At 74.4% G+C, this 11864-nt stretch carries 12 protein-coding genes; 8 read left to right on the forward strand and 4 right to left on the reverse strand.

Annotation, left to right across the window (positions count from 1 at the left end):
* On the forward strand, window positions 1-1167 hold the full coding sequence (locus tag KMZ30_RS11560; RefSeq protein WP_215520016.1) for an SGNH/GDSL hydrolase family protein: 1167 nt from the start codon (window positions 1-3) through the stop codon (window positions 1165-1167).
* Between the two features lie 6 nt (window positions 1168-1173).
* Here KMZ30_RS11560 and KMZ30_RS11565 read toward each other — a convergent pair whose 3' ends face one another.
* From KMZ30_RS11565 to KMZ30_RS11575, 3 genes are all read right to left on the reverse strand, one after another.
* On the reverse strand, window positions 1174-2331 hold the full coding sequence (locus tag KMZ30_RS11565) for a CaiB/BaiF CoA transferase family protein (RefSeq protein WP_215512141.1): 1158 nt from the start codon (window positions 2329-2331) through the stop codon (window positions 1174-1176).
* Window positions 2328-3365: a glucose-6-phosphate dehydrogenase (coenzyme-F420) gene (fgd, locus tag KMZ30_RS11570; RefSeq protein WP_215512140.1), complete on the reverse strand. Its 1038-nt coding sequence runs from the start codon at window positions 3363-3365 to the stop codon at window positions 2328-2330. The genes KMZ30_RS11565 and fgd overlap by 4 nt, the downstream gene beginning before the upstream one ends.
* Before the next feature lie 261 nt (window positions 3366-3626).
* Entirely contained in the window at window positions 3627-4025 is a 399-nt protein-coding gene (locus KMZ30_RS11575) for a VOC family protein (RefSeq protein ID WP_030526930.1), read from the reverse strand.
* Window positions 4026-4201: 176 nt separating this feature from the next.
* Here KMZ30_RS11575 and KMZ30_RS11580 point away from each other — a divergent pair, with 176 nt between their 5' ends.
* The 5 genes from KMZ30_RS11580 to KMZ30_RS11600 all read left to right on the forward strand — a co-directional run bounded on the left by KMZ30_RS11580 (window position 4202) and on the right by KMZ30_RS11600 (window position 9199).
* A complete protein-coding gene (locus KMZ30_RS11580; RefSeq protein ID WP_215512139.1) occupies window positions 4202-5293 on the forward strand; it encodes a Glu/Leu/Phe/Val family dehydrogenase in 1092 nt (363 codons plus the stop codon).
* A 184-nt stretch (window positions 5294-5477) separates the two neighbouring features.
* Window positions 5478-5660: a DUF3073 domain-containing protein gene (locus KMZ30_RS11585; RefSeq protein WP_030526932.1), complete on the forward strand. Its 183-nt coding sequence runs from the start codon at window positions 5478-5480 to the stop codon at window positions 5658-5660.
* A 98-nt stretch (window positions 5661-5758) separates the two neighbouring features.
* Window positions 5759-7303, forward strand: a complete 1545-nt coding sequence (locus KMZ30_RS11590; RefSeq protein WP_215512138.1) for a purine-cytosine permease family protein — start codon at window positions 5759-5761, stop codon at window positions 7301-7303.
* Complete coding sequence (locus KMZ30_RS11595) at window positions 7300-7827, forward strand: cysteine hydrolase family protein (RefSeq protein WP_215512137.1); 528 nt, start codon at window positions 7300-7302, stop codon at window positions 7825-7827. The genes KMZ30_RS11590 and KMZ30_RS11595 overlap by 4 nt, the downstream gene beginning before the upstream one ends.
* A 190-nt stretch (window positions 7828-8017) precedes the next feature.
* Window positions 8018-9199 (forward strand): endonuclease, encoded by a 1182-nt coding sequence (locus KMZ30_RS11600; RefSeq protein WP_215512136.1) that lies wholly within the window; start codon window positions 8018-8020, stop codon window positions 9197-9199.
* 196 nt (window positions 9200-9395) lie between these two features.
* On the opposite strand, the gene purM is transcribed toward KMZ30_RS11600, so the two are convergent.
* Window positions 9396-10523, reverse strand: a complete 1128-nt coding sequence (purM, locus tag KMZ30_RS11605) for a phosphoribosylformylglycinamidine cyclo-ligase (RefSeq protein ID WP_215512135.1) — start codon at window positions 10521-10523, stop codon at window positions 9396-9398.
* 171 nt (window positions 10524-10694) lie between these two features.
* On the opposite strand from purM, the gene KMZ30_RS11610 reads away from it, so the two are divergent.
* Entirely contained in the window at window positions 10695-11039 is a 345-nt protein-coding gene (locus tag KMZ30_RS11610) for a PadR family transcriptional regulator (protein ID WP_207025082.1), read from the forward strand.
* Window positions 11036-11728 (forward strand): HAAS signaling domain-containing protein, encoded by a 693-nt coding sequence (locus KMZ30_RS11615; protein WP_215512134.1) that lies wholly within the window; start codon window positions 11036-11038, stop codon window positions 11726-11728. Before KMZ30_RS11610 ends, KMZ30_RS11615 begins: the two co-directional genes overlap by 4 nt.
* The last annotated feature ends 136 nt before the right edge of the window (window positions 11729-11864 follow it).

Genomic DNA, 11864 nt, shown 5'->3' on the forward strand with positions numbered 1-11864 from the left:
GTGACCGGACTCCAGCCCGTCCCCCTGACCCCCGACCTCGTGCACGGCGCCGTCGAGCTCGAGACGACCGACGGCGGCCTGCGCCCGCACCGGCTGCCGACCTGGGCCCGCGCCCAGAACGCCGACCCGATGCTCGCGATCAACGAGGGCCAGCCGGCGGGTGTGCGCCTCGTGCTGCGGACCGTCGCCACGGCCGTCGAGCTCGACGCGGTCGTCACCCGGCGGGCGCTGACCGGCGCCCCGGCGCGGCCGGAGGGCCAGGTCGACCTCGTCGTCGACGGCGAGGTGACGGACGGCGCCGTCGTGCCGAACGGCGACCTGCTGACCACCGACATGACGACCGGCGCCACGACCCTCGTCGAGGGCGGCCCCGGCACCGTGCGCTTCCCGCTGCCCGCCGGCGAGAAGACCGTCGAGCTGTGGCTGCCGCACCAGGAGGGCATCGAGCTCGTGGCGCTGCGCGCCGATGCCCCCGTCACCGCCGTGGCACGCACCGACCGCCCGCGCTGGGTCCACCACGGCAGCTCGATCAGCCACGGCAGCAACGCGGTCCGCCCCACCGGCACCTGGCCCGTCGTCGCCGCCCGCACCGCCGGGCTCGACCTCGTCAACCTCGGCTTCGGCGGCTCGGCCGTCCTCGACCCCTTCGTCGCCCGCACGATGCGCGACCTCGACGCCGACCTGCTGAGCCTCAAGGTCGGCATCAACATCGTCGGGGGCGACCTGATGCGCCGCCGCGTCCTCGGGCCGGCGCTGCACGGCTTCCTCGACACGGTCCGCGAGGGCCACCCGGCCACGCCGCTGCTCGTCGTCACGCCGGTCCTCTGCCCCATCCACGAGGACACGCCCGGGCCGGGCTCGGTCGATGTCGAGGCGCTGCGCGAGGGCCGGCTCGTCTTCGTTGCCACCGGCGACCCCGCCGAGGTGCCGGCAGGCCGACTCACCCTGCGCACCGTCCGCGAGGAGCTCGCGCGCGTCGTCGAGCAGCGCCGGGCGGACGACCCGCACCTCCACCTCGTCGACGGCCTCGCGATGTACGGCCCGGACGACGTCGCCGCCCACCCGCTGCCGGACGCCCTGCACCCCGACGAGGAGACGCACGGGCTGATGGGAGAGCGGTTCGCACGCACCGTCTTCGCCGACGGCGGCCCCTACCCCACCACCTGACGGCGGTCAGGCCTGGACGACCGCCCCGGACGCGAGCAGCGCCTCGACCTCGTCGGCCCCGAACCCGTGCGCCAGCAGCTGCTCGCGCGTGTGCTCGCCCGGCACCGGCTCGGGCCCCGGCACGCCGAGGGGCGTCCCCGACAGCCGCGGCGCCGGCCGCGGCACCGGCGAGCCGCCGGGCCCGGGCACGAACGACCCCCGCGTCGCGTGGTGCGGGTGCCGGTGCGCCTCCTCGAGCGAGAGCACCGGCGCGACGCACGCGTCCGAGCCCTCGAAGTGCGCCGCCCACTCGTCGCGGGTCCGCTGCGCGAAGGCCGCCTCGAACGCCGCGCGCTGCGCCGGCCACGTCGCGGGGTCGTACTGGTCCCCCTCGACCGACACCTCGAGCAGCCGCAGCAGCTCGCGCCAGAACTGCGGCTCCAGCGCGCCCACGGCGACGAACCGACCGTCGGCACAGGGGTACACGTCGTAGAAGGGCGCCCCGCCGTCGAGGACGTTCGACCGGCGCCGGTCCGTCCACTCCCCCGCCCCGAGCATCGTGTGCACGAGCGTCAGCAGGTGCGCGGCGCCGTCGACCATCGCCGCGTCGACGACCTGGCCGCGGCCCGTCGTCCCCCGCGAGACGAGGGCCGCCAGCACGCCGGACACGAGGTACATCGCCCCGCCGGCGAAGTCGGCGAGCACCGGCACCGGCGCGACCGGCCGCTCGGCGCCGCCCATCGCGTGCAGCGTCCCGGACAGCGCGGCGTACGTGATGTCGTGGCCCGCCCGCGGCGCCCACGGCCCCTCCTGCCCCCAGCCGGTCATCCGGCCGACGACGAGGCGCGGGTTGTCCACCAGCAGGTCGTCGGGCGCGAGCCCGAGCCGCTCGAGCACCCCCGGCCGGAACCCCTCGAGCAGCACGTCGGCCCCCGCGACGAGCCGCCGCACGGCGGCCACCCCGTCGGGGTGCTTGAGGTCGACGGCGATGCTCGGCCGCGAGCGCCGCAGCCCGCCCGAGGCGTCGACGTCGCTCGGGGCGCCGGGCCGGTCGACGCGCACGACGTCGGCCCCCATCTCGGCGAGGACCATCGCCGCGAACGGCGCGGGCCCGATGCCGCCGAGCTCGACGACGCGGACGCCGGCGAGCGGCCCGGACGCGGCGACGGACGACCCCGCGCTCACCGGGCGGCGGGGACGAGCTCGCGCAGCCCGGGCAGGACCTGCTCGGTGAAGGTGCGCAGGAAGCGCTCCTGGTCGTGGCCGGGCCCGTGGACGACGAGGTGGTCGAACCCGAGGTCGGTGTAGAACCGCATCGTCTCGACGACCTCCTCGGGGCGCGAGGCGACGATCCAGCGCTTGGCCACCTGCTCGATCGGCAGCTCGTCGGCGGCGCGCTCCATCTCCTCCGGGGAGTGGATGGAGTGCTTCTGCTCGGCCGAGAGCGACAGCGGCGCCCAGAAGCGGCAGTTCTCCAGCGCCCGCTCGGGGTCGGGGTCGTAGGAGACCTTGACCTCGATCATCCGGTCGATCTCGGCGTGGTCGCGCCCGGCCTTGTCCATCCCCTCGTCGACCGAGGGCACGAGCTGGTCGCGGTAGAGCTCCTCGCCCTTGCCGGAGGTGCAGATGAACCCGTCGCCGTGGCGGCCGGCGTACCGGGCGACCATCGGGCCCCCGGCGGCGATGTAGACGGGCACCGGGGTGTCCGGGCGGTCGTAGATGGCGGCGTCCTCGGTGCGGTAGTACTCGCCCTCGAAGGTCACGCGCGGCTCGGTCCACAGCTGCCGCATGAGGGTCACGGCCTCGCGCAGCCGCCCGAAGCGCTCCTTGAACTCGGGCCACTCGCCCTCGGCGACCGAGCCGACGGCGATCTCGTTGAGCGCCTCCCCGGTGCCGACGCCGAGCATCACGCGCCCGGGCGCCAGGCAGGCCAGCGTCGCGAAGGTCTGCGCGACGACCGGCGGGTTGTAGCGGAAGGTCGGCGTCATCACCGAGGTCCCGACCATGACCCGCTCGGTGCGCGCCAGCACCCACGACATCCACGCGAGCGAGTTCGGGGCGTGCCCGCCCTCGAGCCGCCACGGCTGGAAGTGGTCCGAGATGGTCACCGAGTCCAGCCCGAGCTCCTCGGCCAGGACCGCGTAGCCCGCCAGCTCGCCCGGCGCGAACTGCTCCGCCGACGCCTTGTACCCGACCCTGATGCCCTGCGCTGCGCTCATGTCGCCATCCTGCTACACCGGGCGCGCGGGCGGACCGGTCGGCGGCGCGGCGCCCTGTCGACGCCGGCCACCGGACCCCCCGTCCGGTGCGGACCGACCCCCTCCGACCGGTCCGCACCCCCCTGACGACGAGTCCCGCGCCGCCACCCCCTGCCGACGCGGGAGCCGCCGCGCCCGGTCCCCCCGGGTGCAGCGACGGGACGAGCGTGACCGACAACGCTGCGAATCCGCTGCGAGGGCTCCACCAGCGGGCGAATCCGGTCACTCGGGGCCGGTGAACAGCTCCAGCGCGATGTTGTCGGGGTCCCGGAAGGACAGGCCGACCCCGTAGCCGGCCCGCTTGACGCCGCCGTGCTCGACGCCGAGCTCGTCGAGGCGAGCCTGCCACTGCTCGAGCTCGGCCACGGAGCCGACGGCGAACCCGACGTGGTCGAGGCCGGTGCGCTCCTCGTCGAAGGCGTCACCCGACTCGCGGCCCTGGTGGGTGTGCAGCCCGAAGAGCTGGCCGCCCTCGAGGACGAAGACGGTGTGGTGGAAGCGGCCGCCCTCCTCGTCCTCGTCGAGGACCGGGTCGGCGCCGAAGAGGGCCGAGTACCAGCGGGTGCTGCGCTCGAGGTCGGTGACGGTGATCGCGACGTGCTGCAGACCGGGGAAGGCCATCTCGGCTCCTTTGCCGTGTGCCGGGGGCAGGGGGTGGATGCAGCCGGCCCGCGCAGGCGCGCCGACGGCGTCCATCCGGTCTACCAGCGCCCGGCCGCCCCCGCCCCGTCCGGCCGGACGGGTCACGGACGGGGCGAGGACCGTCGCCGCCCCGCCGCGCGGTCTACCGTGGCCGCATGCCCCCCACCGACCTCGTCGACCTCGCGGGCCACGAGCAGGTCGTCTTCTGCTCCGACCCCGCCACCGGGCTGCGCGCCGTCATCGCGCTGCACTCGACCGCCCTCGGTCCGGCCCTCGGCGGCACCCGATTCCACCCCTACCCGTCGATGGACGCCGCCGTCGCCGACGTCCTGCGCCTCTCGCGGGCGATGTCGAGCAAGAACGCCCTGGCCGGGCTCGACCACGGGGGTGGCAAGGCGGTCGTCATCGGCGACCCGCACCGCGACAAGACCCCCGAGCTGCTGCGCGCCTACGGGCGCTTCGTCGAGTCGCTCGACGGTCGCTACGTCACGGCCTGCGACGTCGGCACCTACGTCGCCGACATGGACGTGGTCGCCGAGGAGACCCGCTGGGCCACCGGCCGCTCCCCCGAGCGCGGCGGGGCCGGCGACTCCTCGCTGCTCACCGCCCTCGGCGTCTTCGAGGGGATGCGCGCCGCCGCCGAGCACGTCTGGGGCCAGCCCACCCTCGCCGGGCGGCGCGTCGGCATCGCCGGCACGGGCAAGGTCGGGGCACGGCTCACCGAGCACCTGCTCGAGGACGGGGCGGAGGTCGTCGTCACCGACGTCGACGCCGCCGCGGTCGAGCGCCTCCTGGCCCGCCACCCGGAGGTCACGGTCGTCGCCGACGCCGAGGAGCTCGCGCGCACCGACCTCGACGTCTTCAGCCCCAACGCGCTGGGCGCCGCCCTCGACGACGTCACCGTCGAGACGCTGCGGGCCCGCGTCGTCTGCGGCGGCGCGAACAACCAGCTCGCCACCCACGAGACCGCGGACCGGCTGGCCGCCCGGGGCATCACGTACGCCCCGGACTTCCTCGTCAACGCGGGCGGGGTCATCCAGGTCAGCGACGAGCTCCACGGCTTCGACCTCGAGCGGGCCCGGGCCCGGACGCGGACGATCTTCGAGGCCACCCGCGAGGTGCTGCGGACCGCCGACGCGGAGGGCGTGACGCCCGCCGTGGCGGCCGACCGCCTCGCCGAGCGGCGCATCGCCGGCGGTGGTCGGACCCCGTGGCTGCGGCGCGGCGACACGCCGCCGTCCCGCTGACCGGACACCCTGCCCACCCGGTCGCGCCCGGGCGGTCCGGTCACCGTCACGCCCCCGGGCCATGTATCGTTGGCAGCACGATATGCACACCATTCCCGGAGCCGCCCCGCGGAGCTGGATGGCCCTCCTCGAGGGCCATCGGACCCGTGGTGCCGCCCCGGCAGATTCACGAGGGGGTCACGCCATGGGGCGCGGCCGGGCCAAAGCCAAGCAGACCAAGGTTGCTCGCGAGCTGAAGTACTTCAGCCCCGACACCGACCTGTCGGCGCTTGAGCGTGAACTGCACACCCAGAGCCACACCGGCGACACCGCCGATGAGCGCGACTGGGAGGACGACGACGGGCAGTGGGTCTCCGGGCGGCGTTGACGCCGCCCCTCCCCTCCCTCCACCCGATGCCGTGAGGCGTCGCTGACGGCGGTGTGCCGTGCGCCGTCGGCGCGTCGACGGTCTGCCATGCTCGCTCCATGAGCGAGACCAGCGCAGCCGAGACCCGGCGCCTCGGCGTCGAGACGACCGGCATCGAGATCATCGACGAGGCCGAGCGCACCGCGTCGCCCCGCGACCTCTTCTGGCCGTGGTTCGCGGCCAACGTGTCGGTGTTCGGCATCTCCTACGCCGCGTTCGTCCTCGGCTTCGGCATCTCCGTCGGTCAGGGCGTCCTCGTCGCGGTGCTCGGCATCGTCGTGTCGTTCCTGCTCTGCGGGGTCGTCGCGATCGCCGGCAAGCGCGGGTCGGCGCCGACGATGATCCTGTCGCGCGCGTCCTTCGGGGTGACCGGGCAGAAGGTGCCGGGCGTCATCTCGTGGCTGACGTCGATCGGCTGGGAGACCTTCCTCGCGATCACCGCCGTGCTCGCGACCGCGACGGTCTTCGAGCGCCTCGGCCTGGGCGGCGGCACGGTGACGAAGGTCGTCGCGGCCGTGGTCGTCGCGCTGCTCATCGTCAGCGCCTCGGTGGCGGGCTACCACGTCATCATGCGGCTGCAGTCGGTGCTCACCTGGGTCACCGGCGCCGTGACCGTCCTGTTCGTCGTCATCGTGCTCGCGCAGGGCACCATCGACTGGAGCAAGGTCTCGGCCGTGCCGTCCGGGCCGGCCGGCGCCGTCGTCGGCGCCTTCGTCATGGTGATGACCGGCTTCGGCCTCGGCTGGATCAACATCGCCGCCGACTGGTCGCGCTACCAGCGCCGCGACGCCTCGGACCGCGCGGTCGTCCTGTGGAACACGGTCGGCGGGTCCGTCGCGCCCGTCCTGCTCGTCGGCTTCGGCCTGCTCGTCGCCGCCTCCGACCCCGACGTCGCGGCCGGCATCGGCAGCGACCCGATCGGCGCGCTCGCCGGCATCCTCCCGACGTGGTTCCTCGTGCCGTTCCTCGTCGCGGTCATCCTCTCGCTCGTGTCCGGTGCGGTGCTCGGCATCTATTCCTCGGGACTGACGCTGCTCTCGTTGGGGGTGAAGGTGCCCCGCCCGGCCGCGGCGCTCGTCGACGGCGTCATCCTCACCCTCGGCACCTTCTTCGTCGTCTTCGTCGCCCAGGACTTCCTCGGGCCGTTCCAGTCCTTCCTCATCACCCTCGGCGTGCCGCTCGCGGCGTGGGCCGGCATCTTCATCGCCGACCTCGTGATGCGCCGGCGCGACTACGACTGGGGTCCCGACGGCGCCGACGCGCTCTTCGACCCGCGCGGACGCTACGGCGCGTGGGACTGGGTCTCGGTCGGGACGATGGTCCTGGCCTCCGTGCTCGGGTGGGGCCTGGTCGTCAACAACTTCGCGGTCGACGCCGCTTGGAACAACTGGCAGGGCTACCTTCTCGAGCCGCTCGGGCTCGGCACCTACGTCACGCAGGGTGAGGGTGCCCCGTACTGGGACGGCACCTGGCCCTACGCGAACATCGGCGTCATCCTCGCGTTCGTCATCGGCTTCGGGGTGACCCTCCTCGCTCGCCGGGCCGCGGTCCGGCGGCAGGAGCGGGGCGCCGAGACCCCGGCCGCCGCACCGGCCGCCCGATGACGTCCGACGGGCGCTGGCTCGTCGTCGTCGACCCGCAGGTCGTCTTCGCCGACCCCGGCAGCTCGCCGTGGGGCTCACCGATGTTCGCCGGCGCCGTGGGCCGGATGCGCGAGCTGGCCGAGCGGTTCGGGCCGGAGCGCACCGTCGTCACGCGGTTCGTCGCCGACCCCTCGCTCGGCGGGTCCTGGGGTCCGTACTACGAGGAGTGGCCCTTCGCCCTCGTCCCCGACGCCGACCCGCTGTACGCCGTGGTGCCCGAGCTCGAGGGCGTCGCCGGCACGGTCGTGACGGCCGGGACCTTCGGCAAGTGGCCGGGCTTGCACGACGTCGTCGGGCCCGACGCCCACGTGACGGTGGCCGGGGTGGCGACCGACTGCTGCGTCGTCTCGACCGTCCTGCCGATGGCCGACGCCGGGGTCACCGTCGAGGTCGTCGCGGACGCGTGCGCCGGCTCGACCCCCGAGAACCACGCCCGGGCCCTCGCCGCGATGGCCCTCTTCGCCCCCCAGGTCACCGTCACCTGACCCCCGGCCTTCCCCACTTCTTGCGAGTTGCGCCGCTCGACGCGCCCGTCGACGGGGTGTCGAGCGGCGCAACTCGCAAGAAGTGAGATGGGAGCCCTGGTGGGGTTGACCCGGGCATGGGTGAGTCCTGACCGAATCCTTGACCCCGGCAGACCCCCGCCCGACCGCACGACCGGCAGGGTCGTCCACCGTGACCCGACACCAGACCCGACGGCGCGTCGTGCCCACGGCCCTCGCGCTCGCCTCCGCCCTCGTCGTCCTCCTCGGCCTGACCGCCCCCGCGTCCCAGGCGGCGACCCCGCTGACCGTCGCCCAGGCCGTGGCGACCCAGGACGGCGCCTCCCACACGGTCCGCGGCTACGTCGTGGGCCAACCGACGTCGACCTCCACCGTCGTGCGCTCGGCCTTCCCTAACGACTACGCCCTCGCGATCGCCGACACCGCGTCCGAGACCGCGACGTCGAGGATGCTCTACGTCCAGCTGCCGAGCGCCCTGCGCTCGCAGTGGGGCCTGAAGACCAACCCGACCCTCATGGGCAAGCAGGTCGACGTCACCGGCACCCTCGCCGCGTACTTCTCGCACCCGGGGATGACCGGCACGACGGCGGTCGCGGCGGCCGGCACCGGGGGCGGCGGCACCGGCGGCGGCGGGACGGGCGGTGGCACCGGGGGTACCGGCGCCTACGACAGCACCTACTACGCCCCCGCCGTCGGCAAGACCGGGTCGGCGCTGAAGACTGCGCTGCACGGCATCATCGACGACCAGACGAAGCTCACCTACGACCAGGTGTGGACGGCCCTCAAGGACACCGACGAGGACCCGAACAACACCAACAACGTCGTCGAGATCTACTCGGGCCGCTCGATCGCCAAGTCCGACAACGGTGGCGGCGTCGACCAGTGGAACCGCGAGCACGTCTGGGCCAAGTCGCACGGCGACTTCGGGACGGCGACCGGCCCGGGCACCGACGTGCACCACCTGCGCCCCGAGGACGTCACGGTCAACTCGACCCGCGGCAACCTCGACTTCGACGACGGCGGCAGCGCGGTCGCACAGTGCACCGGCTGCCTCTCGGACTCCGACTCCTTCGAGCCCCGCGACGCGGTCAAGGGCGACGTCGCCCGGATGATCTTCTACATGGCCGTCCGCTACGAGGGCGACGACGGCTGGGCGAACCTCGAGATGAACAACTCCGTCGGCAACGGCACCGCGCCGTACATCGGCAAGCTCTCGGTGCTGCTCCAGTGGAACGCGCAGGACCCGGTCGACGCCTTCGAGATGCGCCGCAACGACCGCATCTACACGACGTGGCAGCACAACCGGAACCCGTTCGTCGACCACCCGGAGTGGGCCTCGGCCATCTGGGGCTGACCCCGCCCGGGGCCGCTCTCCCCGACCACCCCCACCAGAACCGCCGGTCGTCCGTCGCCGACATCCTGTCCCCTGTCCCGACGGGCGGCCGGCCCCTCCCCTCAACGACTTCTTGCCCATCCGCCACCTCGAAGGCCCCCACGAGGGCACGCAGAGGTGGCGGATGCGCAATCAGTCGGGGTGGAGTCGGCGCCCCTCAGGCTGCGGGGTGGTCGCCGACGAGCTCGACCGAGCCGCCGTCGACGCCCTTCGCACCGCGCACGACCTCGCCGGTCGCGGCGTCCGCGGCCGACGCCTCGTGCACCTCGCCCATGACCCAGGTGTCGATGCCGCGAGCCGTCAGGTGCTCCGTCGCCGCGTCGACCGACGCGGCCGGGAGCACGGCGACGAAGCCGACTCCCATGTTGAGGGTGCGCTCGAGGTCGGCGCGCGGGACGTTGCCGAGCGAGCCGACTGTCGAGAACACGGCCGGCGGCGTCCACGAGGCGCGGTACAGCCGGGCGTGGACGTCGTCGGGCAGCACGCGCGCGAGGTTGGCCGCGAGCCCACCGCCGGTGACGTGCGAGAGCGCGTGCACGTCGACCCCGTCGAGCCGGACGAGGTCGAGCAGGTCGGCGGCGTAGACGCGGGTGGGTGTGAGCAGCTCCTCGCCGAGCGTGCGGCCGAAGTCGTCGACGTGCCGGTCGAGCGCCCAGCCGGCGTGCGCGACGACGCGGCGCACGAGGGAGTACCCGTTGGAGTGCAGACCGCTGCTCGCGAGGCCGAGGACGACGTCGCCGGCCCGGACGCGCTGCGGCCCGAGGACGGCGTCGTGCTCGACGACGCCGGTGGCCGCGCCCGCGACGTCGTACTCGTCGGGGTCGAGGAGGCCGGGGTGCTCGGCGGTCTCGCCGCCGACGAGCGCGACCCGCGCCTGCTCGCAGGCCCGGGCGATGCCGGAGACGATGGCCGCGATGCGCTCGGGCACGACCTTGCCGCAGGCGATGTAGTCGGTCATGAACAGGGCCTCGGCGCCGCAGACGACGATGTCGTCGACGACCATCCCGACGAGGTCGAAGCCGATGGTGTCGTGCCGGTCGAGGGCCTGCGCGATGGCGACCTTCGTGCCGACGCCGTCGGTCGAGGTCGCGAGCACCGGCCGCCGGTAGGACGCGAGCGCGCTGGCGTCGAACATCCCGGCGAAGCCGCCGAGGCCGCCGAGGACCTCGGGGCGGGTGGCCCGGCGGACGGACTCCTTCATCAGCTCGACGGCGCGGTCACCGGCCTCGACGTCGACCCCCGCCGCGGCGTAGGTGATGGCGGTGGGCTGCTCGGTGTCGCTCACGCCGCGCAGCCTACCGAGACCGCGCCGCCCCACCCGCCCGCGCCCGCCGGCCCCCTCCACCTCCGGAGTCGAGTGTGCACGCGGTAGCCATGGCGATCACCTCCGCCCTCGACCCCGGGAGCTGTGCCGGATGCTTGCCGCCGACCACCCGGCGGCAGTACCTTGTGACGCATGGAACCCGGTGACAGCGCCATCCTGACGCACCTGCGTCGCGGCGCGCTCGAGCACTGCGTCCTCGCGCTGCTCGACACCGAGCCGATGTACGGCCTCGACATCGCGCGCCGCCTCGGCGACGACGGGGTGCTGCTCGCCGGCGAGGGCACGCTCTACCCGCTGCTCTCCCGGCTGCGGAAGCAGGGGCTCGTCGAGACCACGTGGGCCGAGTCGAGCGCCGGCCCGCCGCGCCGCTACTACACGCTCACCGCGCAGGGGCGGATCGCCCTCGAGACCTTCCGGCGCACGTGGAAGTCCTTCCGCGACGCCGTCGACACCACCCTCCAGGGAGGACACCCGTGAACGGCTCCGACACCCGCGTCACCACCTACCTCGACGACCTCGCCCGGATGCTCTCCGACCTCGACCCCGGCACCCGCGACGACGTCCTCGCCGGGGTGCGGGAGCACCTCGATGCCGTCGCCGCCGAGCACCCCGGGGACCCCGCCGCCCTCGAGCAGGCCCTGGTCCGGCTCGGCCCGCCCGAGCGCATCGCCGCCGAGGCCCGTGCCGACCAGCCCGCGGCCACGCCGCCCGCGCCGTCGTGGGCCGCAGCGCCGACACGCCCCCTGCCGGCCCGGGGCTGGCTGGGGGCCGGCCTCGCCCTGCTGCTCCTGAGCACCGTGCCCTTCACCGCGACGGCCGCCCTCGCGCGCGTCGTCGGGCTCACGTCGAGCGGGGCCGACACCGCGTTCGAGGGCGGGATGTTCGGCGTCCCGCTGCTCCCGCACGTCGCCGAGATGATCTTCCTCGGCTGGTTCCCCTGGGCGGTGTCGGTCGCCTGCCTGCTCGTCGCGTGGCGGCTCGCGCCCCGTACCCGCGGCGTCCTGCTCGCCCTCGGGCCGATCAGCGTCGCCACGGTGCTCGTCGCCGTCATCTGGCAGGAGCCGCGGGTCCTCAGCGGCACCCTCACCGCGGTGCTGGCGCTCGCCACGACCGGGCTCGTCGTCGCCGCGGCCGGCAGCGCCTGGCGCGAGCGCCCCACCGCCTGACCCCTGACCCTCGCCGCCGCCCGCGTCGACGCGCGTGAACATCCGCGTCGTCCCTGTGATGACGCGGACGTTCACGCGCGTCGCGGATGCATCCCCGCCTCGGACGAACATCCGCGTCGTCACGGTGACGACGCGG

This window comes from Phycicoccus mangrovi (assembly GCF_018729305.1).
GTDB classification, from domain to species: Bacteria; Actinomycetota; Actinomycetes; order Actinomycetales; family Dermatophilaceae; genus Phycicoccus; species Phycicoccus jejuensis.

Bases quoted from the DNA above. Each gene is read 5' to 3' on its own strand.
- KMZ30_RS11610 (WP_207025082.1), top strand. From the start codon at position 10,695: ATGGAACCCGGTGACAGCGCCATCCTGACGCACCTGCGTCGCGGCGCG.
- KMZ30_RS11580 (WP_215512139.1), top strand. From the start codon at position 4,202: ATGCCCCCCACCGACCTCGTCGACCTCGCGGGCCACGAGCAGGTCGTC.
- fgd (WP_215512140.1), bottom strand. From the start codon at position 3,365: ATGAGCGCAGCGCAGGGCATCAGGGTCGGGTACAAGGCGTCGGCGGAG.
- KMZ30_RS11595 (WP_215512137.1), top strand. From the start codon at position 7,300: ATGACGTCCGACGGGCGCTGGCTCGTCGTCGTCGACCCGCAGGTCGTC.
- KMZ30_RS11590 (WP_215512138.1), top strand. From the start codon at position 5,759: ATGAGCGAGACCAGCGCAGCCGAGACCCGGCGCCTCGGCGTCGAGACG.
- KMZ30_RS11575 (WP_030526930.1), bottom strand. From the start codon at position 4,025: ATGGCCTTCCCCGGTCTGCAGCACGTCGCGATCACCGTCACCGACCTC.
- KMZ30_RS11585 (WP_030526932.1), top strand. From the start codon at position 5,478: ATGGGGCGCGGCCGGGCCAAAGCCAAGCAGACCAAGGTTGCTCGCGAG.